General features: G+C 47.6%; 21 protein-coding genes. All 21 read right to left on the minus strand.

The genetic code is table 11. From position 1 onward, the window contains the following. Positions 1 to 14: 14 nt before the first annotated feature. The 21 genes from C3V36_10440 to rlmN all read right to left on the minus strand — a co-directional run bounded on the left by C3V36_10440 (position 15) and on the right by rlmN (position 23426). Positions 15 to 1574, minus strand: a complete 1560-nt coding sequence (locus C3V36_10440; protein ID AVM69624.1) for an AMP-binding protein — start codon at positions 1572 to 1574, stop codon at positions 15 to 17. A gap of 198 nt (positions 1575 to 1772) precedes the next feature. Further along, positions 1773 to 2897, minus strand: a complete 1125-nt coding sequence (locus C3V36_10445; GenBank protein AVM69625.1) for a 2-hydroxyacyl-CoA dehydratase — start codon at positions 2895 to 2897, stop codon at positions 1773 to 1775. Beyond that, positions 2894 to 4147 (minus strand): 2-hydroxyglutaryl-CoA dehydratase, encoded by a 1254-nt coding sequence (locus tag C3V36_10450; protein ID AVM69626.1) that lies wholly within the window; start codon positions 4145 to 4147, stop codon positions 2894 to 2896. Before C3V36_10450 ends, C3V36_10445 begins: the two co-directional genes overlap by 4 nt. Then, on the minus strand, positions 4098 to 4286 hold the full coding sequence (locus tag C3V36_10455; GenBank protein AVM69627.1) for a hypothetical protein: 189 nt from the start codon (positions 4284 to 4286) through the stop codon (positions 4098 to 4100). The genes C3V36_10450 and C3V36_10455 overlap by 50 nt, the downstream gene beginning before the upstream one ends. A 53-nt stretch (positions 4287 to 4339) precedes the next feature. Beyond that, positions 4340 to 5107, minus strand: coding sequence for a 2-hydroxyglutaryl-CoA dehydratase (locus C3V36_10460; GenBank protein AVM69628.1), 768 nt, complete (start codon positions 5105 to 5107; stop codon positions 4340 to 4342). A 402-nt stretch (positions 5108 to 5509) separates the two neighbouring features. Then, positions 5510 to 6802: a hypothetical protein gene (locus C3V36_10465; GenBank protein ID AVM69629.1), complete on the minus strand. Its 1293-nt coding sequence runs from the start codon at positions 6800 to 6802 to the stop codon at positions 5510 to 5512. A gap of 177 nt (positions 6803 to 6979) precedes the next feature. After that, positions 6980 to 8206 carry a hypothetical protein gene (locus C3V36_10470; GenBank protein AVM69630.1) on the minus strand — a complete coding sequence of 409 codons (1227 nt, stop codon included), beginning with the start codon at positions 8204 to 8206 and terminating at the stop codon, positions 6980 to 6982. 657 nt (positions 8207 to 8863) lie between these two features. Beyond that, positions 8864 to 9850, minus strand: coding sequence for a glycerol-3-phosphate dehydrogenase (locus C3V36_10475; GenBank protein AVM69631.1), 987 nt, complete (start codon positions 9848 to 9850; stop codon positions 8864 to 8866). Positions 9851 to 9860: 10 nt separating this feature from the next. Beyond that, complete coding sequence (locus tag C3V36_10480; protein ID AVM69632.1) at positions 9861 to 10322, minus strand: hydrolase; 462 nt, start codon at positions 10320 to 10322, stop codon at positions 9861 to 9863. A 164-nt stretch (positions 10323 to 10486) separates the two neighbouring features. Further along, complete coding sequence (locus C3V36_10485) at positions 10487 to 11917, minus strand: hypothetical protein (GenBank protein AVM69633.1); 1431 nt, start codon at positions 11915 to 11917, stop codon at positions 10487 to 10489. Between the two features lie 7 nt (positions 11918 to 11924). Further along, positions 11925 to 14153, minus strand: coding sequence for a hypothetical protein (locus tag C3V36_10490; protein AVM69634.1), 2229 nt, complete (start codon positions 14151 to 14153; stop codon positions 11925 to 11927). A gap of 198 nt (positions 14154 to 14351) precedes the next feature. Further along, a complete protein-coding gene (locus tag C3V36_10495) occupies positions 14352 to 14732 on the minus strand; it encodes a cell division protein ZapA (GenBank protein AVM69635.1) in 381 nt (126 codons plus the stop codon). Further along, on the minus strand, positions 14713 to 15231 hold the full coding sequence (locus C3V36_10500) for a hypothetical protein (GenBank protein AVM69636.1): 519 nt from the start codon (positions 15229 to 15231) through the stop codon (positions 14713 to 14715). The genes C3V36_10495 and C3V36_10500 overlap by 20 nt, the downstream gene beginning before the upstream one ends. A gap of 11 nt (positions 15232 to 15242) precedes the next feature. Then, positions 15243 to 16271: a Holliday junction branch migration DNA helicase RuvB gene (locus C3V36_10505; protein AVM69637.1), complete on the minus strand. Its 1029-nt coding sequence runs from the start codon at positions 16269 to 16271 to the stop codon at positions 15243 to 15245. Positions 16272 to 16365: 94 nt separating this feature from the next. Beyond that, positions 16366 to 16959 carry a Holliday junction branch migration protein RuvA gene (locus tag C3V36_10510; protein ID AVM69638.1) on the minus strand — a complete coding sequence of 198 codons (594 nt, stop codon included), beginning with the start codon at positions 16957 to 16959 and terminating at the stop codon, positions 16366 to 16368. 243 nt (positions 16960 to 17202) lie between these two features. Beyond that, complete coding sequence (locus C3V36_10515; protein ID AVM69639.1) at positions 17203 to 17979, minus strand: hypothetical protein; 777 nt, start codon at positions 17977 to 17979, stop codon at positions 17203 to 17205. Between the two features lie 106 nt (positions 17980 to 18085). Next, entirely contained in the window at positions 18086 to 18742 is a 657-nt protein-coding gene (locus C3V36_10520; GenBank protein ID AVM69640.1) for a ribulose-phosphate 3-epimerase, read from the minus strand. Continuing rightward, positions 18721 to 19644 carry a ribosome small subunit-dependent GTPase A gene (gene rsgA, locus C3V36_10525; GenBank protein AVM70519.1) on the minus strand — a complete coding sequence of 308 codons (924 nt, stop codon included), beginning with the start codon at positions 19642 to 19644 and terminating at the stop codon, positions 18721 to 18723. Before rsgA ends, C3V36_10520 begins: the two co-directional genes overlap by 22 nt. Before the next feature lie 110 nt (positions 19645 to 19754). Continuing rightward, a complete protein-coding gene (pknB, locus tag C3V36_10530) occupies positions 19755 to 21650 on the minus strand; it encodes a Stk1 family PASTA domain-containing Ser/Thr kinase (GenBank protein ID AVM69641.1) in 1896 nt (631 codons plus the stop codon). Then, positions 21640 to 22392 carry a Stp1/IreP family PP2C-type Ser/Thr phosphatase gene (locus C3V36_10535; GenBank protein AVM69642.1) on the minus strand — a complete coding sequence of 251 codons (753 nt, stop codon included), beginning with the start codon at positions 22390 to 22392 and terminating at the stop codon, positions 21640 to 21642. Before C3V36_10535 ends, pknB begins: the two co-directional genes overlap by 11 nt. Beyond that, positions 22383 to 23426 carry a 23S rRNA (adenine(2503)-C(2))-methyltransferase RlmN gene (gene rlmN / locus C3V36_10540; protein AVM69643.1) on the minus strand — a complete coding sequence of 348 codons (1044 nt, stop codon included), beginning with the start codon at positions 23424 to 23426 and terminating at the stop codon, positions 22383 to 22385. The genes C3V36_10535 and rlmN overlap by 10 nt, the downstream gene beginning before the upstream one ends. Between the last annotated feature and the right edge of the window lie 86 nt (positions 23427 to 23512).

Genomic DNA, 23512 nt, shown 5'->3' on the forward strand with positions numbered 1-23512 from the left:
TTCCTATCTTTGCGTTAAACCGAAAGCTCCTTAACTTTCCTTAGTATAATTTTTAATAAACTTTTTTCATCAATTTTCCCGGACGCTAACCGCTCAATTTCATTCAAAAAGAAAATATATCGCGGGATTTTATAATCCGCCAGGTTCTGCTTTAATTCCGCAACAATCTCCTCTTTGGTTAAATCCTTGCGCGAAGGAACAATACAAGCGGCAATTTCTTCCTGCAAAACCGCTGCCGGTACCCCCATCACCTTGACCTGTTCGACTCCGTCAATTTTCCGGATATAGTATTCGATTTCTTCCGGTGAAATATTTTCCCCGCCTCGAATAATCAGATTTTTCCCGCGTCCGGAAATATGCAGATAGCCTTGCTTATCCAAATAGCCGATATCACCGGTCACCAGCCAACCGTCAGGCGTAATCGCCTCCGCGGTTTCCTTCGGCATGGCATAATAACCCTTCATCACATGATATCCCTTGGTTTGAATCATCCCCCGTTCTCCGGCGGCACAGAGCCGGCCGGTCTCAGTATCAACAACCCGCAGCTGAATATGCTCAATCGGCCTGCCGACCGTCGTTGCCTTGGTTTTCAGGTCGTCATCATAAGCCGCAATCGTGATACAGGGCGAAGATTCCGTCTGCCCGTAAGAGGGCTGCAAATGCAGATCCGGTCGAAACATCCGGCAAATATCATAGTAATCATTTTCAAAAATCGGTGAACCGGCAATCACACCCGAACAGACCGATGACAAATCATAATCACTGTGCGCGGCATTATGTTTCATCGCCAAAAACATACTGGGTACGCCGTTTAAAATCGTACAGCGGTGCTCCTGCAGCATACCGCAGACCTGAACCGTCCGGTAATGATCCAGCACGTAAAGCGGAAAACCCGTTTCCAAGCCAGCCAAAATACAAGCCGTTAAGCCAAAGCAATGAAAAAAGGGAACTGCTACGCACATCCGGTCATCTGCCTGCCAGTGCATAGCCTCGGCAATCGCCCGGGCATTGTTAAGCAAATTATAATGCGTCAGCATAACTGCTTTTGCTGCTTTGGTTGTACCGGAAGTAAACAGAAAACAACAAACTTCATGTTCAGAAACATCCGCCGCCATTTCTACTGCCGAAGCAAGCATTTCTTTCCAGCCGTCTGCTCGCATTTTTCGGCTGCCAAGATAAGAACGGCGCATACAGATAAGGCCTAAACGCTTCATCAACTCTTCAAAGCTGCGATGATAACCTTCCCCGTAATATAAATAATTCACTTCTGTTAATTCAATGTTACGCAGGATTTCATCATCACTCAGGGCAGTGTTAAGCAGTACCGGCTGAGCACCAAGCAGCTGCAAAGCAAAAAAATAAAAAAGCCAAGCCTCGCTGTTAATCGACAGCAAGCCTACCCGCTGTCCTTTTTTCACGCCCTGCCGCCGTAATTCCTCAGCCAGCGCCAAAGAGATCTTTCCGGCTTCTGCCCAGCTGTATTCGTGTTCGCCGAAACGATAGGCCAATGCCTGCGGCGTTTCTTTTATTCGCCGGTAAAAACACTCCTGAATAGTATAATTGATCAGATTCATCTCTTTTTGTTTTCCTATCCTAAAACATCACATGAAAGCTCTGTAATCCAGTGTTGCTATACTATTAGCAGCCGAACCGATCAAATGCGCAATCTGCTTTTTATCAAACAAATCCCGCCTCCGTGGCCCAGAGCAAAAGTCAGACTGCCGTGCCGCCGAAGGAAGCCCGCGGCGGCATGAGCCGGCAGTCCGGCATTTTTAGCGAATCATTTCGCCGAAAGTCTCCAAGGTCGTCTTGGTTTGCTCGTAATTGACCATCTGCCGGTCAATTTCGGTAATAACATTGGCGATATTGGCCTCGTCCAAAGTATTTTTAATGCAGACATAATCAAACTCTTCCGGGTCGCAGAACTTGGTCATCAGGACAATAACGCCGGCTGCCTTACGTTCCTTAGCCATATCCCGCAGCATATCCGCACGCTTGCGATCCTTATCAAACAACACGCTGCAGCAGCCCATATTGGCAAACTTGTCCACCAGCTTATCCAAAGCCGTGGCACCGCTTACCGCATCCGTCCGGTACTGTCTGGATTCGTGTGCGATATCATCGCCTACAATCGTCATGTTATTATCATCAAAAATAGCCAGTAAGTTCGGGCTGTCAGCCAAAATACCGGTCGTGATAACTCTGACCTTGCCGATTGATTTTTCCAGTCCTTCCAACTCCTTTAAGAATTCAGCCACTAACTTGCTGTGTTCTTCTTTCAGCATAAAATGAGCGGACTTAAAAATATTGCGGCGCTCATAAGCCGTAATCTGATCATGGTCAGCTAACGCCGCACTCAACTCACGCATCAGCCGGTTGTGTTCATTATAAATATCCAAGGATTTCTGCAGAGCAGCATCGTCGAACTTACCGCCCAAATGCTTTTCAATATCGGCAATGACCCGCTCATAGGATGCCTTGGTAAAAGCCCGGCCAACTTCATTTTCCCGGTTTTGCGGATAGGTCATGGGAATAAATAAAATATCATCTTTGACCGCATATTTCCAGTTTTGACCCAAAGACTTGAGCGAGTCACACAAAGACGGAATAACGATTGCCTTCAGACCCTTGTACGCCCCGTGAATGCCCAATTCCAAAATGCTCTGCATAATCGAGCAAATAAAGGACGGATAATACGCCTTGGCATCCTTAATTTCAACATCCGCACCCCATACGCCGAAGGGTACAAAACCCATGGAATGAATGATCTCTTCCGGCGTATAAACCGGCACTACGCCGATTGCCGGTTTCCCGGCCGCCATATAATGATCCAGCTGTTTTCTCGGGGAATTGGCAATCTCTTCAAATTGGTTTAATAATTCTCTTAATCTGCTCATTTTACTGCCTCCCTTTTGTTTTCTTCCATGATTTCATATAATCCCTGTACTCTGGTTTCATATTGGGCTTCCGAGAAGTTGCGGGGGTCAGCCTGATCACCGTCAAAAGATACAACCGGAATATCGGTTGCTTCTCCGATTTGACGGCTCATTTCATACATAAACGAGCTCCACAGCTTACAGGAACGATTGGTATGGACCAACATTCCTTCCGGCTGCGTTTTTTCCACAATCCGAATCCGGTTATCCCGTGCTTTTTCCAAAGATACCGCATTCGGCACATTGCAGTAGCATTTGATCAATTCATCAAAGCTGTTGTAAATCAAGCCGAAAGCATCGGCATAAATAGTTGCAACCATGTTGATGCCGCGTGACTTTAAGCCCGTTGCCGTTGCCCGCAAATGCGGCCAGCAGGCAATACCTTCAAACATAATCCGGTGCTTTTCTTCGCCGCGGAAGGTACTGGTACCGTTTTTCACATTTTCCTTATACTCTTCAACCAGGGTTTCAAATGCCTCGGCTGCTTCAACCGTACCGCGGGCGCAAACGGCAACCGCCATGTGGTTAAGCAGATCAAAGCCGTTTAACGGTGACGGATGGTACTTGGTATAAGAAGTTGCTTCCAGCCACGCCCGGGAAGTCCGGTTGGAAATAGCCATGACTTCTTCAAACTTCTTATCGTCCCATTTTTTGCCGGTAATTTCTTCTAATTGTTTAATTGCGTTTAGGAATTGCCCCTTGACATAGGCGACTTGTGCATCCGAAACCTCATAGTCCGGATTAAACGGAATGTCGATCAAAATCAGCGGAATATTTAATTCTTTAGAAATACTCTCATACCATTTGATCATACAATTACAGATATTATTACAGCACAGCAAAAAGTCAGGCTGCGGCATATTTTGCTCCGGCGCATCCTTAACTTTGGTATATGCTAAGCTGATTCTGGCGTAAGCGCAAATATCGTTGGAATAGCCGTCACTTTCGGCAATATCACACATTTTTTCGCCTGCACCGCGGGCAGCAATCGCCGCTGCCTGATTTTCCGGATAACAAACTTTAACTCCCAGCGTCTGAAAAATCTCCTGCGGGAAATTGCTGGCGCACCAGCCGATCTTTTCTCCGCGAGCCTTGGCTTCCGCTACTTCACGATAATGATCCGCTACAACCTTCCCCAATTTATACTTGGAAGAGTTGACATCAATCGGTTTCTTTTCCGGTTTTACTTCTTTTTTCTCTTCTTCTGCCATAATTTGCCTCCTTAATTAATCCCGCTCTTTTCCCACGATGCTTTGAGCCTTCTGCGGCCATTCGAAAAAAGCCGCCTCTTGCCGCCGACAAAACAACATGCGCAAACGCCAACCCAAGCGAGTGCAGGAAAATAGCCATTGCCTACCAGCCTGACCTCTCATGTTCAACCGAACCTAGAAACGTCAGGCACCTTACTGTGCATCTTCCAATGAATAAAGAGCCGCTCCCAGTGCTCCCATATACTGAGCATCCGGTGAGAATAAAATCTCCATTTCCAGCTTCTTACTCATGGCATCACGAACTCCTTGATTGCGGGCCACCCCGCCGCTCATACAAACCATTTCTTTAATGCCGACCCGCTTGGCCAGCGAAGCCACCCGGTTAGCAACCGAAATACAAATTCCGGCGACAACATCCGCCCTTTCCCTGCCGGCTGCCAACTGCGAAATAACCTCCGATTCCGCAAACACCGTGCAGGTATTGGAAATATTAATCGGCTGCTGCGACTTAAAATATTCCGTCTGCAAATCACCAATCTGCAAATGCAGGATATTGGCCATCACATCCAAAAAGCGCCCCGTACCGGCAGCACATTTGTCATTCATCACAAAATTAACCATCCGGCCCTTGTCATTTAACAACAACACTTTCGCGTCCTGACCGCCGATATCAATAATCGTTCTGGTCTGCGGAAAAGTATGAAACACTCCCTTGGCATGGCAGCTTAATTCACTGATTTCCGCATCCGCTTTCTCAAATAATTTTCGGCCGTAACCGGTTGAAGTAACCCGAGCAATTTGCTCGGCCGGAATCTGCTTCAGTATCTTTTCATATACCTGATGTGAGCCGTCCGTGCCGATTCCGGCAATAACCATCTCTTTGGCCGCAATTTCTTTTTTTTCATTGATTACTACCACCTTGGAAGTGGTAGAACCGATATCAATTCCCAGATAATACATTTTCTCTCCTAAACCGAAACGTCTGTCATACCTTATAACCCCATTAAAACGCTTTTCCATCCGGAGTTTATTCCGGCGGCAAACGGGTGTCAATATTATTTTAACATACACCGCTTTAAATATACATTAAAAAATATTTACGAAAAGATAAAAGCCGTTTGCCGATAAAACTCCGTTGGGATTTCCGGGCTTTTGCAAGCGAGCTTGCAACGGATTTCCATACTTTTGATGCTTGTTATGCCAGATTGCTCCGGCTCCCGCCGCTCGCAATGCTTGCAAAAACATTCGTAATTCGCTCGTTTTTTTGCAAAAACGGCTGCTTACTCATGTTTTTGCGCATCAAAAGACGATAAATCCTTTTGCAAGCAAGCTTGCAACGGATTTCCATACTTTTGATGCTTGTTAGATCAAAAAGTCGTTTTCATCGAACTGCATATCATACGGTTCGCTTAAAAGCTCAATCTCCGGGTTATCCTTCAGCGTTTCATAATACGGCAGAGAAACCTCGATTTCATTCATATGCAAAGTGTTCAAAATGCGAACAATTTTGGCCTGTGTATAATCGATTCCGAGACAGGTCCGAATACATACCTTGATAGCTTCTAAATCGGTTTCCACATACATCGGAATACTGCCGCCGGTTAAAATATTAACCGTAGCTACATTCGTCCAAGTCGAACTGAAATCAATGTCATTTAAGCACCGCCGGGTGGTAATATCGGCCCCTTTGATCCCGGCACCGTTATGATGCGATTCCTTGCTGATTCCACGGATAAACAGCTTTTGAATATTGACCACATCCTCAAAGCCCTTGGAATTGCTGCGCCCGGTAATATTGGGGTCATGCCCGTTACCGCTGATATTTTTACCGATTTCATCAATAATCAGCAGATCAAAATCGGGATTTTTAAACTTGGCGATTTTTTCCTTGGCAATTTCCAAAAGCGCCGCATCCCTTTCCAAAAACTTCTCAGTCGGAATAATTTCCAACTCGCTGATTTCATCATATGCGTTTTGAACGATGCCCACGCCGAAAGCCAGTTTGGCATTTTGTAAAAAGACTTCACACACTTCCGGAATCCGCCGGGCAAAACTTTGAAAGCCCATCCGGTGGAACATCGATGCCCCCTTATGATTGGCAATTCCGATTGCCATCATTTTGGCCAGACCGCTTTCATGCTTGCCTCTAAAATCGGTATGCGGTTTAATCTTATTTAAGATAACGATACCGTCCGATTCATAAGCGTACTTATCGCAGTACACCGGTGTTTTATCCGGCAGCTCACCAATCTGAACCACGTCTAAGGTCGCCCGAATCGGCACGCCCATTGTTTTTTCAGTAATGCCGTAGCCTTCTAAAATCTCAATCTGTCCTTCTACACTGGCGCCGCCATGGCTGCCCATCGACGGAATAATAAAGGGATTGGCGCCGTATTCTTTTAATTTCTCAGCAATTGTCTTGACCATCAAATCCAAATGCGGAATGCCCCGGCTGCCAACCGTAATGCAAATACTCTTACCTTGATAATCGGCTTTGTTTTGGATGGTTTTATCCATTTCCTGTTCAATAAAGCCTTTTAAATCTTCAATCTTGGCGCTGTCATATTTTTGCCGGATTTTCACCATTTTCGGCAATTTTACTTCATCCAGTCCCGGAATCTTAAAATCAATTTTATTAAAGTTAATAAATTGCATAGCGTCCTCCTTTCCTGCCTTATTATTTCCCTTACCGGTCCGCCTGCTTCTCCGCGCAATTGTAGTGAACGTTACACAGCGAATGAATAACGTTCACTACATCGCCAAAAATTTATTTTGCTCGTTTTCCACCGGGAAAATCATTATGCCGTCAGCGGAAAACAGGGCTTATCTCTTTTATTTTGCAGGTTTTTGATTGATTTTCTTGTAACCAATCACAATCGTCGGCAGAATAACTACAGCGATACAAGCATAAGCCAAGTAAGTAAAGCCCTTACCAACGATGACGTTCAAGCCCAGCCGCGATACCAACAGGCAAAGCACCAGCATGATGATCAAGGTGATCAAGTCGCGGGTCACACCCGGCTTAACCGGAATGTACTTGCCGTAGCGATTGCAGACAGCAAATGCAAAGCTGACCAAAGTGGTGATAATCGCCAGCAGCAGGATCAAAACATACAGATATTGAAGTACCGGGATACCCAAGAACTTAACAACCTCTAAGTTCGGAATATAGCTGCGAATCGGAGCGCCGTCTGCGCCGGTCACCTTTCCGGCCAAAACGCCGAAGAAAGTATTTAAAATATTAGGATATGCAAACAGCAGGGCAGCGATGCCGACAATCAGAACAGCATTGGCGACAACACCGTAAATTACTGCTTTTAAAGAATCCTTCCGGTCTTTCAGACCTTCCGCTACCGATACGGCATTGGCCATATTACCGGCCGATTGGAAGCCCGCATACAAAACAGCCGACCACAGCGCACCCAAAATGCTGACATTGCTGGCAGCCGGAACATAGGGATATTCGGAAAGATTTTGGCTCATATGCAGAGCAAACTGCGCTTTATCAGAGGTCAAACCGACGAGGATGATAATGCAGAGCGCCACTAAAATAAGAACCGTCATTAAAGTGGAAGACGACCGAACCAGCGCTGCGCCGAAGATAGATAAAACAATCGTAACGCCGGCCAGCAGCAGACTGCCGACCATATTCGGAATTCCGAATGTGCTCTCAATCGTTTTAGCACCGGTTGCGATACAGGAACCAACTACCAAAAGCACCGTTACCGCATAGGTAAAGTCAAAGAAGTTGGCAAAAAACACTTGATAGGGTGAAAAGAACTTATTGGCAAAGTCCTTGAAATTGTAAGTATTGTTGATTCTGGCGAATTCAATGGAAAAGAAAATACAGGTACCCAGCAAAAGCATGGCAATAAGCCCGGTGAATAATCCGTAAATGCTAAACTTGCTGTAATACTGTCCTACTTGGTTTCCGGAAGCAACGCCCGGGCCGCAGTGTGCACCGAACCACACGCTGGCGATACCAATGGAAACCGGTAAACTTTTTTTGCTGATTTCATAATCATTCTCCTTAAACCTGTCATTAAATAATATTGCCATAGCTTTTCTGAGCTAAACCCATTCGCCTTCAGAAAAGTTATTTTTTTGTCAATCTATGGTAAAAAAAATAACCTCTATATTTATTTTTATTTTCCCAAAGATTTAAGAATATTTTATACCTAATCAAAAAAACTGTCAATATCTGAATTTTAAACAATAATTTCAACACGAAAATATCGCCCGAAAAAGCACTATATTTGTTTCCTGTTTTTATACAAAATATGCAAAGAAAGAAAAAGGACATTGGTTTTTTCTTTTTGTTTTAAAGCAAAATAACCAATATCCCTATCTTTTTCAAAATAAAACGCTAAATTTATGCGATCTTTTCATGTTGAAAACTTTTTCTCTCTGGTTCGACTTTTATTTTAATAACTCAACTTTCCCATGTTCGTCAGAACAGTCTTTTTTAGGCTCGTTGCTTCCAGAAAGGCTACGCCTTTCGGCGGCGGGCGGGAATGATAGGCAAATTGCGATGCCGTCGGCCGAAAGTGGAGTCCATGCACCCGCTCTTTGAGCGGGATAGAGCCAAAAAAGACTATGAGAAAGTTGAGTTAATGATATCCGGCCTTAAGCCGCATTATTTGTCGAATCCCATTTCAGCCAACAACTCATGACTTACCTGAATGTGGCTTACAAGCTGTCTCCCAGCCTGACCGGTTACTCAAACTTTTTATCCCGCAGCATCAAATCCGTTACCGCCTGACACGGATCCTTGCCGGCAAATAAAACTTCATTCATCTGTGCCACAATCGGCATCTCAACCTGATATTTTTCCGCTAACTCCCGGCAGGCAATGGCCGAATAAACACCTTCCACCACCATGCCGACCTGCTCGGCTGCCGCCTGCGGCGAAACGCCCTGCCCGATCAAATAACCGGCCTTGCGGTTCCGGCTGTGAAGCGAAGTACAGGTGACAATCAAATCACCCATTCCGGTCAATCCGGTAAAAGTATAGTCCTCAGCTCCCATTGCACTTCCGAGCCGGCGAATTTCCGCCATCCCCCGAGTAATTAAAGCCGCTTTGGCATTATCACCAAAGCCTAAGCCGTCAGAAATGCCGGCAGCTAAGGCAATCACGTTTTTCACTGCCGCTCCCAGCTCGACGCCCTTGACATCATTACTGCCGTAAACCCGAAACGAAGCATTCATAAAGACATCCTGCAAGCGCAGAATCAGCTCGTTTTCCCTGGCCGCAATCACCACCGAAGTCGGCAGTGCCCGCACCACTTCTTCGGCATGCGAAGGCCCTGACAAAATGGCTGTGGGATTGTCCGGAAAATATTCGCGGCTGATTTCATCCAAAGTTTTCAGGCTGTGCTGCTCAATGCCTTTGGACACATGCACCAAAATCCCGCTCTGATCTACCAGCGGAACGAGCTGCTCCAATACCTGCCGCACCGCCGCAAACGGTACTGCTATGATTAAAAGCTCACTGCCGGCCGCAGTCTTTGCCAAATCAGCACATAACTCAATCGTGCCCGGCAAAACGGCTCCCGGCAACTTAGCGGCAATCGTGCCCGTCATTTTGATTTCTTCCAGGTCCCCGGCCTGCCATGACCACAACCGCACCTGATGCGAATTCTTATCCAGCAGTGCCGCCAAGGCCATGCCCCAACTGCCGGCACCGATTACTCCGATTTTCATAAGCTGCTCCTTACCGCCGGCGTTCTTCTTTTTCTGTATTCCACACGCCCGCTTTGCGCAAAATTAAATATTCCTGATAAGCCTTTTCCAAAATCAGCTTTTCATTGGAAAACTTGAGCAAATAGTATGCTTCATGATATTTATAATATCCGGAATCCACAAAATATTCTTCCTTCTGCGGTTTGCTGTAATAATTATAGGCTTTCATTAAGTACCAGTGCACATTCTTATTCACAATATCATTTGCAACCCTAAAGGTGTATTGACTATCGCCGATATATTTCACAATATTAGCCGATACGCCGGTTTCCTCTCTGACTTCCCGCAGAGCCGTGTTTTTATGGTCTTCCTCTTTTTCCACGGTTCCCTTGGGCAGTACCCAACCTTCGTACCGGCCTTTATAATCTTTATAAAGCAATAATATTTTCCCTCTATGGATTACCACCCCGCCGCAGCTGACTGCTTCTATCATTTCCAACCTCCTTGGGTGTTATCCGTTGACATTCCTGCTGAACCTTTTACTCTGCCTGCAATAACAGACAGCACTCCGCCTGAAAAAGCGGTTCTCACCAGCGGGAGAAGTTCAGCAACCTGTTTAATAGTATATAATGGTTTATCAATTTTTTCAATAGAAAATTAACCAAACTTTATCCCGCTGAATTGATAAAGCCAAATTAAATACAGGGTCAGCGCCAGATATAGCGCCAGCACAAAAACTTTCAGCAGCCGGATATATTTGCTCAGCGCCCACACTTCCGTCAGATCCTGATCGACAGCAGCAGCCCCCATAACATCAATCTGTTCCCGCTCCGGCAACTTACTCATATTCTCAATCATACCGGCAATGGCAAAATTACCCAGCATTGCGCTGCCGCCGTAACTGACAAAGGGCAGGACGACACCAGTCAGCGGAATCATGCAGCTGCTGCCGCCCATAATTAAAAATCCCTGGACAGCCAGCATGGTAGTCAGGCCTGTTCCGGCATAAAAATAAAACTTATTTTGGGACTTCAGACATTGATTATATAAAAACAACAGCAGGCATAAAAAATGCAAAACAAACAGTAATAAATAAAAAGCCCCGTATTCCTCACCGATGGCGGCAAATAAAAAGTCCGACGTCACTACCGGAATTCGCTCCGGTGCACCGAAGCCAAGGCCCGTTCCCCACCAACGGCCGTTCATCAGCGCCTGCAAGGAACGCACGATCTGATAACTCTCGTTCTGCGCGTATTGGAGCGGATAAAGCCAGCTGATAATCCGCACCCGGACATGAGAAAAAAAGAAAATACTGACCCCTGCCGCCGCTGCCGCCAAAACCCACTGCCCCAGCAAAAGCAGTTTATTATGGCTGTACATATAAGTAATCGCTGCATAAATGATAAAAAAGATAAAGGCGCCGCCTAAGTCCCGCTGCCACACCAAAATCCCTACTACCGCCATACTTAAAAAACTGGCCGTCAGAAACCCGCGCCAGCTGAATCTCTGCAGCAAAAAGGACGCTAAAAACAAAGAATATAAGATTTTTACAAACTCTGACGGCTGATAAATCAGCCGGCCGATGCCGGCAATTTGAATTTGCGTCCAATTGGTCGCGCCGTACATGGTGACATTATTCATCAGCAGCAATCCTACCGCGGCAATATAATAAAGGAAATAATACCGCGGCGCCGTCCGAAAATTTCCCACCAGCCAATGAATCGGCAGGATCAGCACCAGCCCCAAAAGGCAGATTATAATATGCCTGACCGCCAGCGCCGCATCAATCCGATACAGCATAAAGCTGCCGGTCTGCACCAAAAAAACAATCTCCGCCCAAATCAGCGGCTGCAGTCCCGGTAAAATGCGCGCCAAAATCAGAGCCAGCACAGAAAAGAGGACAATCAGCCCAAACGCAGTCAGCAGCTGCCGGCTGCCTCCCTGCCAGAAATAAAGAGCCAGCCCCGCCGTCCCTTCACTTAAAAATACAAACAGGAAAGGAACAAACGCAGAAATTTTTTCTTTATACGCTAAATAATTTCCGGCCAAAAACAGCAGGCTGAAAATTACCAATCCTACATTCATCATGCTACTATTATTCTACTCCTTTGCTGTAATGGCCGCGGGTAAACTCACTGAGACCGGGCAGCGCTGTCCGTTTTCCCTGTTTCAGTTGCCTGATCAGCCGCATCAGGTGCTCCAACTCCTCGGTCGTTTCATCCAACAACTCCAGACGCAAGCACTCGGCATAACCGACCGGCTGATCGGCTAAAAAGAGCGGTACCGGATTAAACAAGGTATTGGAACAGGTTTTGCAGTTGCGGTGATATCCCAGTACTGCGCCTTTGCGGTCAGTGATATAATTCAGCGTCTCCGTTGCTCCGGTTCGGCAAAGGGGATTCGTCGACCGGTCTTTCCCCCGTCCGCCGGCATTGGCCAGACAGTTGGCGGTCTGCATGGTAGCGAGCTTGCCGTAAATTACCATTTCAAAACGCCCCAGCTGCGAGCGGGCCTGATAGCTGATTTCATTACTCAGGCAAATACTGACCGGCTCGGCTTCGGTTTGATAAAATTGATAGGCCAGCTGGTTCCAGATATGAAAGGAATGATCCAAGGCCAGCGCCACTCCTTTTGCCCGGAAAAAGGCCAAATGATCAGCCGTTCGCAGCAAAAGCCCGATTTCCCGTCCATTTTCCCGGCCGGCTCCCCGCAGGCGTTCATATTCCCGGTCAAAGCGCTGCAGTTCCTCTCCGCGCAGAATAGCCGGAGCGGCTAAAAATATCTGCTTAGGCGTCGCCGTCATTACTTTAATATAAGAAAGCATTGTTTCTATGCTTAAAAACGACCACTCCAGATAAATCCGGTCAGCCTCGGAAGCGAAAGCATTTTTCAGCTGCTCCTCGGTTCGGACTAAAACCGAAACTTGCGGCCCAGCCGTTTCCGTGCGCCGGTACGGCTCCGGCCAAACAATCGACTGCAGCGGGCGGATCGGCACACGGGCTTTCCGCTCTTCCTCCGTTTCGCCTTTCTCCCAGTCTGAGCAAAGGACGGCTTCAACCGCCGCGGTCGCTTGCCGGCGCAGTTCTTTCAGCTGACTGACCGGTACAAAAACCTGCTCATCCATTTCCAATTCCAATTTGTTTAAGATCAGGAGCGTATCCCCCAGCTGCCGCAGCGGTTTTTCGATTTCTGCCGCCGTAGTTGCTTTTTTCTGCGCCGGCTGCACCGGTTCGCCTCTTTGGCAAATCGGAGTCAAAGCCGATAATCCGCCGCTAAAAACGACGGTCAATGTCAGTGGCTGCCCCTGTTTGGCCTGAACATAAAAATCAACCTCTGCCTTCTGCTCCGGTTTTTGCCGGACAAAAGCAAGCTCCGCCAGGGTTTTGGCATTGGTCAGTTTAGCAGTTTTCGGCTGCTCCGGAAAAATCATATCGGCTGACTTCCGCATAAAATAGTAGCCGGCGCTGGTCGCTCCCCGGGAAAAAACCTCGCTCATTCTGGCCACATCTGCCGTGTCAACCTGATAGCTACCGCCGGCCAAAGCTAAATCCCTGTATTTTCGGTACATTTGCGTAACAGTATACACATATTCCGGATTTTTCATCCGGCCTTCAATCTTAAAGGAATCAATTCCGACAGCGATCAGCTCCGGCAAATCAAACAAAGTCATTTGGTCTTTCAGTGAGAGCAGATAACCGCCGGTCTTATCTGTCTGATACGGCAGGCGGCAAGGCTGGGCGCATTTGCCCCGATTCGCCGAGCGCTCACCGTAAGCGGCACTCATTTGGCACTGCCCGGAATAGCAGTAGCACATTGCCCCGTGGACAAAGGTTTCCACTTCAACCGGCACGGCTTCCATAATCTGCCGTACTTCCTTCAGTGTCAGCTCCCGGCTTAAAACAACCCGCTGAAACCCCAATTCATATAGGCGCGCCGCCCCCGCCACGCTATGAACGGTCATCTGCGTACTGGCATGCAAAGCCAGTTCCGGAAAGTAGCGCTTAAAAAAAAGATAAATACCCATATCCTGAATAATAACAGCGTCAATATGAGCTTCGCAAAGCGTATTGCCGATTTCCTCCAGGAGCCTGAGCTCCGGATTTTTGACCAGCGTATTTAAGGTCAGATGTGCCTTGGCTTTGTGTCGGTGCAGCAGAGCAACGGCTTCGATGATTTCTTCCTTTTCAAAATTACCGGCATAGGCTCTGGCCGATAATATTTTTCCGCCAAAATAAACCGCGTCCGCACCGGCGTGCAGCGCGGCATATAATGCTTCCATACTTCCTGCCGGCGCTAAAATCTCCGGCCCTGTCTGCCTGACCATAAAAACCTCATTTTCTTTCTCTGTTTATTCAACCTGCCCTGCCGAAATACTTGACAGTTCCATACGGGCACGCACCTCCCCAACCAAAAGGCACAATCTTTTGCAGACGCACAGCCCCCCTCCAAAAACACATCTTTTGCGGAGAGAAGCATGTCAAAAGTTCCGCTTTCCGTGCGGGTTTCACTTTCGCCCGCCGGATTATTCCGCGTTTAAAACCTTTAAATATTCTTCCAGTTCCTGCTTGGTCTTTTCAATTTCCCGGTGCAGCCTCTTATTTTCATTGGTCAGAGCCAGCACCCGCTTTTTTTCTTCTTCCACGTTTTTTCTTTCTTTAAAGAGATCGTCAACAATATTAATTGCCAGCAAAATCGACTGCATCTTGCTGTTCATTCGTTTCAGGTCGGCACCGCTTTTTAATTCATCCATTTTTTTATTTAAATAAAGCGCCACCCGCTGCATATATTCTTCGCTTTCATTTCCGTTTAAAGTATAGACTTGTCCGCCGATCAACACTTTTGTTTGGTTTTCCATTGCGATCTCCTTATTCGTCAAGAATACGTCAGGCATTAAAATTGGCATCAATCACCGCTACATATTGGGGATGGGTCTGATAGCCGTTTCCCTCTTTCCACCCCAAAATTGCGGCGCTTTCTGATATTTCTGCCGGAACCGTCAAGTGATATGCCACCGGAAACTTATGGGAAATTTCAATTAAAAGCAGCATCACAATTCGGTACAGCTCGTCCTCTTTTTCCGATATATAAAAATCTTTCACTCCCTGCGATACCAGTGCCAGCAGCAGGTTTTTCAAATTCGTCCGCACCCTTGTCACCATTTCCGAACATTCCTCAATGTATTGATATAGCTTTTGGCTGCGGTAATTTTTGCCGTCCTCGGTCAAGAGGTAGCGGGCGGAATTATTGGCCGTTTTGCTGATCAGCAAATACTGCCGTTCCTCCAAAGCGCGCAGCATGGAATTAATTGTCCCTAAAGAAACTCCGACTTCTCTGGCGATAGCCCGCTGATTAATCTTTTCATGCCCCGCAATAATATTTAATAATTTCAATTCCTCGTCCAAAGCTTTGCCCCCTACTCCTCATCCAGCCGCAGCGTTTCCTGATATCTTTCCTCTGACAGCCCCAAATGCTTATAGCCGAACGGCGTAACCTTCCGGCCGCGCGGCGTCCGCTGCAAAAGTCCCTGCTGCATCAAATACGGCTCGTAAACCTCCAAAACCGTATCGGCTTCTTCGCCGATGGTGGCAGCGATGGTCTCCAGTCCCACCGGCCCGCCGTTATATTTTTCAATCATGCCTAAAAGCAGCCGCCGGTCATTTTTGTCCAGTCCCAAAGGATCGACATCCAAAATATCCAGCGATTCCTTGGCCACCCGCCCGGTAATCCGGCCGTTATATTTGACCTGGGCAAAATCCCGCACCCGTTTCAGCAGGCGGTTAGCGATCCGCGGTGTTCCCCGGCTGCGCAGCGCCAGCTCTCTGGCTCCCTCTTCATCAATCTCTACATTAAAAATTTCAGCCGACCGACAAATAATCTCCTGCAAATGGGCAGTTTCATAATATTCCAGCTTTTGAATAACCCCGAAACGGTCGCGCAGCGGCGAGGATAAAAGGCCAATCCGGGTCGTTGCCCCAACCAGCGTAAACCTTGGCAAATCAATCCGGATCGACTTGGCTGAAGGCCCTTTGCCAATCAAAATATCAATCGCAAAATCTTCCATCCCCGGATAGAGAATTTCTTCCACCTGCCGACTCATTCGGTGAATTTCATCAATAAATAAAATTTCTCCGTCTTTTAAGCTGTTTAGCACCGCCGCCATATCGCCCGGCCGCTCAATCGCCGGCCCGGTCGTAATCCGAATCGGCGCGTTCATTTCCTCGGCAATAATCCCGGCCAAGGTTGTTTTGCCCAGTCCCGGCGGGCCGTAAAGCAGCACATGGTCAAGACTTTCTTTCCGGCTTCTGGCGGCTTCAATATAAATCTTCATCGTTTCCTTGACCTTGGTCTGGCCGATATAATTTTCCATTCTCTTGGGCCGGAGTGAATTGTCCAAGCCCATATCTTCTTCGATTAAACCGCCGGTGATAATCCGATCCTTCATCTTCCCCAACTCCTGCTATCTATTTTCAGCTTTCCTCTGCGCTCAAACCAGCCGAAAGCATTTGTCTGACTCTCCATTGAAAAGACTGCCATTATTACAGTGATAAATACCGAAGTGCCAGCTTAATCATTTCTTCCAAACTGTTTTCTTCCGATACTTTTTTGAGCGCTGCCGTAGCTTCCGCGACCGAATAGCCCAAACCAACCAGTGCCTCGACAGCTTCCGAACGCGGACTAACTTCCCGGCTGCCGACAGTCACAGCCGATTCATTTCCGCTCCCAATCTTGGCCTTTAATCGGTCTTGCAATTCAATTACCAGCTTCGAGGCCGTTTTTTTGCCGATGCCCTTAGCCGCTGAAATGCTGTCCACATCATTCGCCAAAATCGCAAACCGAAGCTGCTCCGGTGTCATCAGCGACAGAATGGCCAGTGCTCCCTTGGGCCCGATCCCGCTGACTGTGATCAGCATTCGGAAAATCTGCAAATCTTCTTCGGTTAAAAAGCCGAATAATTTCAGCATATCCTCCCGGACATAAAGCTCCGTATAGATTTTAACTTCCTCATTTTTAGGCGGCAATGCCGGCAGTACCGACAGCGGTACTTCAATCAGATAACCGATACCGTTATTTTCAATCACGATTTCATTTTCACTGATATGCGCCAGTTCCCCTTTAATATAATGTATCATAGTCTATCCGTTTCTGCAAACCATCTCTTAATGTCCGCTGTTCATTTTTTAAACAATAAATATTTTTATGGATTCTCTTTTCTCTGCACTTTTTTCGGCTTTGTCTGCCAAAAAGCGTTTTAACGTTCAAAGAATGTACGCTAATTATAGCATATTTCGGCTTCAAAAAGCCAGTAAAAAATATTTTTTAATCGGATCTTAACAATCCGCTGCCCTGCTCCAGTCTTTTTTATTCGTTCTCCACTAATCCCGGCTGCGGATCACCAGAAACTTGCCCTTGCGGATTTTTAGTTTGGCACGTTTCTTTGTCAGTTGATTGCTGAGCAGCCAGGAGGCCTGATTTTGAGGGATGGTCTGGTTCTTTAGAGGATAACGAAAGCCCTTTAAACTAAGTCCTTCCAATTTTTCTGACAGCGGCAGGATGCTGAAAAACGGATACTTTTCTTTGCTTTTAAAAGAAAGCCGCTTGGATCCGCTGTATGCCCGAATCCGGCCTTTGTCCGTCCAAACCGTCAGCTTCATGTCAGCAATGAAATCAAACAAAATCCATAAATTGCTCAGGCTATGATCCAGGCGGCTCCCGACTGCACCGAGCAAAACCACCTTCGGCTTTTTGAGGCCGCAGTTTTGACGCCCGGCATCCTCTGCCGGTATCTGTTCAAATCCGGCATTTTCAGCCGGCAGGTGTATCGCCTGCCAAGCGGAAAACAAGGCCCGGCTGCCGCCCGTATGCAAAAGCCTCACCGCCTGCAAGGCCAGATAAGTATCACTCATATCTTTTTCCGGTGAAAACCGAAAAATTTCGGTTTGCCCCCTGCTTTTCACAGCCTGCAAAGTTTCGGCCGAAAGAGAATCCAAATCACCAATCAAAATATGGGGAACTACTCCGTTTTGCCACAAGACCTCAGCGCCGCTGTCGGCTGCAATCCAAATCAGATTTTCAGCCTTTTTTTGCAATTTTTGAACTTGCCCGGCACTGACCGAACCGCCGGCCACAATCGCATAACACAGCCGCTTCATATCTCTCCGCCTTTCTCCGCAAAAAGCCGGTGACTGACCTTAACGTCCTTGCTCTTGTCCCTTCGGCTACTTTTGCTTTCTATTTTCACTTCTGTCTTGTCGACCTTTATTCTCCCTTGATTTGGCGGATAGCCGCCGCGATATCGCTGGCGCCAAACACCGCCGAACCGGCCACTAAAATATCGGCACCGGCTGCCGCAATTTGACCGGCATTGCCGGCATGAACCCCGCCGTCCACTTCAATATCATAGTGATACCCTTTTTCCTGCCGCCAGGCAGCTAATTTGGCAATCCGGTCAAGGGCCGACGGAATAAAGCTTTGTCCGCCAAAGCCCGGATTAACCGACATGACCAGCACCCGATCGGCCTCCGGCAAAAGCTCCTCCAGCATACACAGCGGTGTCGCCGGATTTAAAGTAATCCCTGCTCTTTTGCCCAATTTTTTAATTTCCGTCAGCAGCCGGTGCAAGTGCAGGCTGCTTTCCACATGAACTGTAATCGTATCGGCTCCGGCCTGAGCAAAGGCGGCAATAAAGTCCTCCGGACGCCGAATCATTAAATGAACATCAAAGGGTTTCTCTGTCAAAGGCCGAATTTGCTTAACCAGCATCGGTCCAAAAGTAATATTGGGCACAAAATTGCCGTCCATAATATCAATATGAATCTCGTCACAGCCGGCCCGGTCAATCTGCCGGATATCTTCACCCAGGCGGGTAAAATCAGCCGATAGGATTGACGGCGCTATTTTCCGTTTTTTATCCATTTTTGCTCCTTTCTGCCGTGTTTTTCTTGCAACTTGCCTAAACCGGAATCTTTTTGTTTCAGCTCTTCTTTAATTTGCAGATAGTTCCGGTAGCGCCCCATCCAAATATCTCCTGCCTCGGCCGCTGCTTTAACGGCGCAGCCGCTTTCCCGATCATGCTGACAGTCCAGAAACTGACAGCCCGCCTCATACGCCGCAAACTCCGGAAAGTACCGGTGCAGCTGCCGGTAATTGATATCCCGCAAATCAAAGGAAGTAAAGCCCGGGGTATCAACCACAAAGCTGTTTTCATCGAGTGCAATCAAATTGACATGCCGGGTTGTATGTTTGCCCCGGCCGATTTTTTGGCTGACCGCTCCGGTTTTCATCACCACTTCCGACTGCCAAAAATTAACCAAAGTTGATTTGCCGACCCCGGACGGCCCGGCCAGCACCGTTGTTTTACCCGCCAGCAAGCCCCGCAATTCTTCCGGCTGGGAATGGTGCGCGGAAAAAACATGAACCGGATAACCGATTGCCTGATAATGCTCTAAAAAATCCAGTCCATCGCTCTTTAAATCAGCCTTATTAAAGCCCAGCACGACCGGCAGCTTTTTCTGCTCCAGCATAATCAAAAACCGATCCAGCAAATTAAAGTTAGGCTTGGGTTCTTCCAGCGCAAACAGGAGCAGTACCTGATCAACATTGGATACCGGCGGCCGGATCAGCTCATTTCGGCGCGGGTAAATCCTGACGATAAAACCTTTACCGGCCTCCCCGGCCGCTTCGATTTCCACGTCATCCCCAACCAACAGGCTCTCTCCGGTTTTACGGAAAAGTCCTCTGGCCTTACATTCTATCAGTTCACAATCCGTCTGCACATAATAAAAACCGCCTATCCCCTTGATTATTTTGCCTTTCATTCTGCTGTCTGCTCCATCTGCGCTTTCCTCACTTTTCATTTTCTGCTTCCTCTCTGCACGGTTTCCTTGTAAAGCGGCGCACAGAGCGGTAATTTTCTTCCTATCCGGCTTTATTCCTCGGTAAAAACAATTTGCCGAGTATATTGCTTGACCCCGTCCAGATAAACCGTAATAATACCGGTACCGGTACCTTCGGGCGTCAGCATCAGCGGGAATTGATCAATCCGTACTTCCGTTTCCAGCAGAACCTTTTCCGTATCTCCCTGGGTCAGCGTTACCTTAATAATACCGCTTTCCTGAACCGGTCCAAAAGGCGAATTAATCCGAATTTCCATTTTTTTGGAAATAAACTCTTTCCCTAAGCTAACGGACAAATCAATCGACGAGCCTTTCACTACCTTATTGCCGGGAGCAATGCTCATCATCACCACCCGTCCCTTTTCATAGTGGTCATTATAGCTTTCCGATACATTGACGATAAAGCCCAGTTCCGTCAGGCGGGCAATTGCCTCCTGCTTGGGCTGATTGATCAGCGGCGGCACTTCAACCAGTTCAACCTCCGCCCCTTTGCTGACATAGATAGTCACAATCCCGCCTTTGGGTAGCAGACTGTCCGCAGCCGGCGACTGGCGAAAAACATTGCCGATGGCCGCCGTGTTGTTGTTTTCTATAATCTGCTCAACCGAAAAACCTTGTTCCCGCAGCTTTTTTTCTGCTTCACTGTAACTGAAATTAAGCACATCCGGAACCGGCTTTTCCTCAACGCCCTTGCTGACAATGACACCGATGATGGATTCCGCTTTCACGCTTTCCAGCGGCTTGGTATCCTGCTCGACAATCCGTCCCCGGGTAACCTCATCGCTGTAGACATAGCCCTCAATAGCATATTTCAAATCGGGATAGCGAAGTGACAATTCCTCAACATTCAAATTAAAAAGATCCGGAACGGTTACCATTTTCGGCACCCAGTTATGAATATTGGCCGGCACGATAATGGCCGTCAAAATCGCTACCACCACAAAAGCTGAGACAATCGCTGCCCATCGAATCAGCTTTTCGTAAGGATCCTTTTCCCCGCCGAAGCTCCGGTACTCCTTATTGCTCCAAATCTGCTTAATTTCATTTTTGGGGATGACCAATGTCGCACCGTTGTCATTATTGGTATATTCAATTACCTCCTCCGGATGCTGATACGCCGCCTTCAGGTCCGTCAGCATTTCCTTGGCCGTAGCATAGCGGTTAATCGTCTTCTTTTCCGTAGCTTTATAAATAATGGTTTCAAAGTTGCGGCTAATCTTCGGGTTCTTTTCACAAATCCCGGGGAGCTTGCCGTCTAAATGCATGAGCGCAATATTAACCGGATTATCCCCGTCATAGGGAACCTCGCCGGTCGCCATCTCATACATGGTAATCCCCAGCGAGTAAATATCGCTGCCTTCATTTTGCACCAGACCTTTGACCTGCTCCGGGGAAATATAATGCACCGATCCGGTCAGAGTTTCATTCATATCAATGGTTTTATCGGTAATGACCCGGGCAATGCCGAAATCCATAACCTTAACCTTATTGTTTTTCGTCCAGAAAATATTTTGCGGCTTGATGTCACGGTGAATAATATGATTGTTATGAGCATGCGACAAGGCCGCCAAAACACTGGAAGCGACATGATAAATTTCCGCCTCGGTTAAAACCCCGCGTTCTTTAATCACCGTTTTCAGAGTTTTGCCTTCTAAATATTCCATCACAATATAGTGAAAATCATCCTCATCGCCGACATCATAAACCGCCACGATATTGGGATGCGACAGCCCGGCCGCAGCCTGTGCCTCCACCTTGAAGCGCTTGACCAGATTTTCATCTTCGCACAGTTCCGGTTTCAAAATCTTAATCGCCACATAACGATTGAGCTTATGACACTTGGCCTTATAAACGTCCGACATGCCGCCGGTGCCGATTCGTTTGATAATTTCATAACGATTGTTAATTAAATCTCCCTTATTCAGCATAGCCGGCCTCGCTTTCCCGCTCGTTTTTAACAAGTATGACCGTAATATTATCGCCGCCGCCACGGTTTAAGGCTTCCTGAATCAATCCGGCTGCCAAAGCCGAAATTTCCGCTTCCTGCCCAAAAATTTCTTCCAATTCCCGGCGGCGCAGATAACTGCTCAGTCCGTCGCTGCACAACAAGAGAATATCATTCTCCTCGGCCGGTACGCTATAAAGATCCGGGGAAACATCACTTTCAATTCCAATCGCCCGGCTGATTAAATTGCGGTTTTGATGGGAAAAGGCCTCTTCCTCGGTAATCAGACCGCTCTCCTGCAAATCCTGCACCGGCGAATGATCTTTGGTAATCTGGCGCAGCTCTCCCTGCCGGTACAAATAAGCCCGGCTGTCACCGATATTGATCAGCACATATTCCTCCGGCAAAAGAATCAGCCCAACCAAGGTCGTTCCCATATGCCGGCAATCAATATTTTCCCGGCCATAAGCATACACCGCTTGATTGGCCCGAACAACCGCCGCCGCTAAAGCCGCCCGGCAGTCCTCGGCCGGATGCTCCCGAAAATAAGCGACCACCGTGTCAATCGCCATCCGGGAAGCCACCTCACCGGCATTATGGCCGCCCAGTCCATCAGCCACCAAAAATAAGTTCGGTGCTCCGCCCACTCGTTCCCGGCTGAAAAAATAACTGTCCTCATTAATCTTTCTGACTTTCCCGATATCCGTTAATCCTGTTACCTGCATAGCTCTTCCTCTTTTTTCTTCAATTGGCCGCAGGCTGCATCAATGTTTTTCCCCAGCGTCCGGCGCAGGGAAACGGGCAGTCCCGCTTTTTCCAAATAATTTTTAAAAGCATATTGTCTTCTTTTATCCGGAGGCTGCTGTTCCTTACGCGCCACCGGATTGATCGGAATCAAGTTGATATGACATAAAAGCCCGCGGCAAAAGCGAACCAGTGCTTCCGCGTCCTCCATCCGGTCAGTTTCCTGTTCAATCAGCCCGTACTCAAACGTAATCCGGCGATTGGTTTTGTCTACATAATAAAGACAAGCTTCTTTCAGTTCCTTAAGATCATATTTTCTGGCAATGGGCATGATGGCCGCCCTTTTTTCCTGTGTCGCCTGATGGAGGCTGACCGCCAGATTCACTTGCCAAAGAAGATCTGCAAACGCTTTTATCTGAGGGACTAAGCCGCAGGTTGAAACCGTAATATGTCTGGCCCCCAGATTACGTCCTTTCGAATGAGTAATGATCTCAATGAAGCGCAGCAGCTCTGCGTAATTATCAAACGGTTCGCCCATGCCCATCACCACCACGGAATGGAGCGACCCGAACCGCCGTTCGCTTTCATAAAACTGAAGCAGCATCTCCGCCCCGCTTAAACTCCGGCTCAGGCCTCCCAGCGTTGAAGCACAAAAAGTGCAGCCCATCCGGCAGCCGACCTGCGAAGAAATGCACAGCGAACTGCCAAACTCATAATTCATCCGCACCGTTTCCACATACTGACCATCAGCCAAACGGTACAGAAACTTTTGCGTACCGTCCTCCCGGTCGGTTTGAAGCCGAATCATTTCCACTTCCGGCACCTCCGCCGCCTGCCGCAGCTTTTCCTGCAGCGCCTTAGACAAGTTCGTCATTTCTTCAATCCGGGTAACCTGCTTGCGGTGCAGCCAGTCAAAAATTTGGCCGGCCCTGAACTTCGGCTCGCCCAGCGCCTGTATCCACGTTTCCAGTTCCGGCAGCGTCAGATTTAATAAATTGATTTTTTGCTCTTCCATAAATTCCTTTACCTTAACTGTATAAGTTCCTCAACCGTATAAGTTCTTCATATTCATTCGACAGCTGTCAAAACTCATCCATGTTT

It is taken from the genome of Lachnospiraceae bacterium oral taxon 500, from assembly GCA_002999035.1.
In the GTDB taxonomy this organism is placed as follows: domain Bacteria; phylum Bacillota; class Clostridia; order Lachnospirales; family Vallitaleaceae; genus W11650.

What these genes read in the sequence shown, in the direction of transcription:
- C3V36_10440 (AVM69624.1), bottom strand. Translation starts at nt 1,574, where the DNA reads ATGAATCTGATCAATTATACTATTCAGGAGTGTTTTTACCGGCGAATA.
- C3V36_10445 (AVM69625.1), bottom strand. Translation starts at nt 2,897, where the DNA reads ATGAGCAGATTAAGAGAATTATTAAACCAATTTGAAGAGATTGCCAAT.
- C3V36_10450 (AVM69626.1), bottom strand. Translation starts at nt 4,147, where the DNA reads ATGGCAGAAGAAGAGAAAAAAGAAGTAAAACCGGAAAAGAAACCGATT.
- C3V36_10455 (AVM69627.1), bottom strand. Translation starts at nt 4,286, where the DNA reads ATGGCTATTTTCCTGCACTCGCTTGGGTTGGCGTTTGCGCATGTTGTT.
- C3V36_10460 (AVM69628.1), bottom strand. Translation starts at nt 5,107, where the DNA reads ATGTATTATCTGGGAATTGATATCGGTTCTACCACTTCCAAGGTGGTA.
- C3V36_10465 (AVM69629.1), bottom strand. Translation starts at nt 6,802, where the DNA reads ATGCAATTTATTAACTTTAATAAAATTGATTTTAAGATTCCGGGACTG.
- C3V36_10470 (AVM69630.1), bottom strand. Translation starts at nt 8,206, where the DNA reads ATGGCAATATTATTTAATGACAGGTTTAAGGAGAATGATTATGAAATC.
- C3V36_10475 (AVM69631.1), bottom strand. Translation starts at nt 9,850, where the DNA reads ATGAAAATCGGAGTAATCGGTGCCGGCAGTTGGGGCATGGCCTTGGCG.
- C3V36_10480 (AVM69632.1), bottom strand. Translation starts at nt 10,322, where the DNA reads ATGATAGAAGCAGTCAGCTGCGGCGGGGTGGTAATCCATAGAGGGAAA.
- C3V36_10485 (AVM69633.1), bottom strand. Translation starts at nt 11,917, where the DNA reads ATGATGAATGTAGGATTGGTAATTTTCAGCCTGCTGTTTTTGGCCGGA.
- C3V36_10490 (AVM69634.1), bottom strand. Translation starts at nt 14,153, where the DNA reads ATGGTCAGGCAGACAGGGCCGGAGATTTTAGCGCCGGCAGGAAGTATG.
- C3V36_10495 (AVM69635.1), bottom strand. Translation starts at nt 14,732, where the DNA reads ATGCCAATTTTAATGCCTGACGTATTCTTGACGAATAAGGAGATCGCA.
- C3V36_10505 (AVM69637.1), bottom strand. Translation starts at nt 16,271, where the DNA reads ATGAAGGATCGGATTATCACCGGCGGTTTAATCGAAGAAGATATGGGC.
- C3V36_10510 (AVM69638.1), bottom strand. Translation starts at nt 16,959, where the DNA reads ATGATACATTATATTAAAGGGGAACTGGCGCATATCAGTGAAAATGAA.
- C3V36_10515 (AVM69639.1), bottom strand. Translation starts at nt 17,979, where the DNA reads ATGAAGCGGCTGTGTTATGCGATTGTGGCCGGCGGTTCGGTCAGTGCC.
- C3V36_10520 (AVM69640.1), bottom strand. Translation starts at nt 18,742, where the DNA reads ATGGATAAAAAACGGAAAATAGCGCCGTCAATCCTATCGGCTGATTTT.
- rsgA (AVM70519.1), bottom strand. Translation starts at nt 19,644, where the DNA reads ATGAAAGGCAAAATAATCAAGGGGATAGGCGGTTTTTATTATGTGCAG.
- pknB (AVM69641.1), bottom strand. Translation starts at nt 21,650, where the DNA reads ATGCTGAATAAGGGAGATTTAATTAACAATCGTTATGAAATTATCAAA.
- C3V36_10535 (AVM69642.1), bottom strand. Translation starts at nt 22,392, where the DNA reads ATGCAGGTAACAGGATTAACGGATATCGGGAAAGTCAGAAAGATTAAT.
- rlmN (AVM69643.1), bottom strand. Translation starts at nt 23,426, where the DNA reads ATGGAAGAGCAAAAAATCAATTTATTAAATCTGACGCTGCCGGAACTG.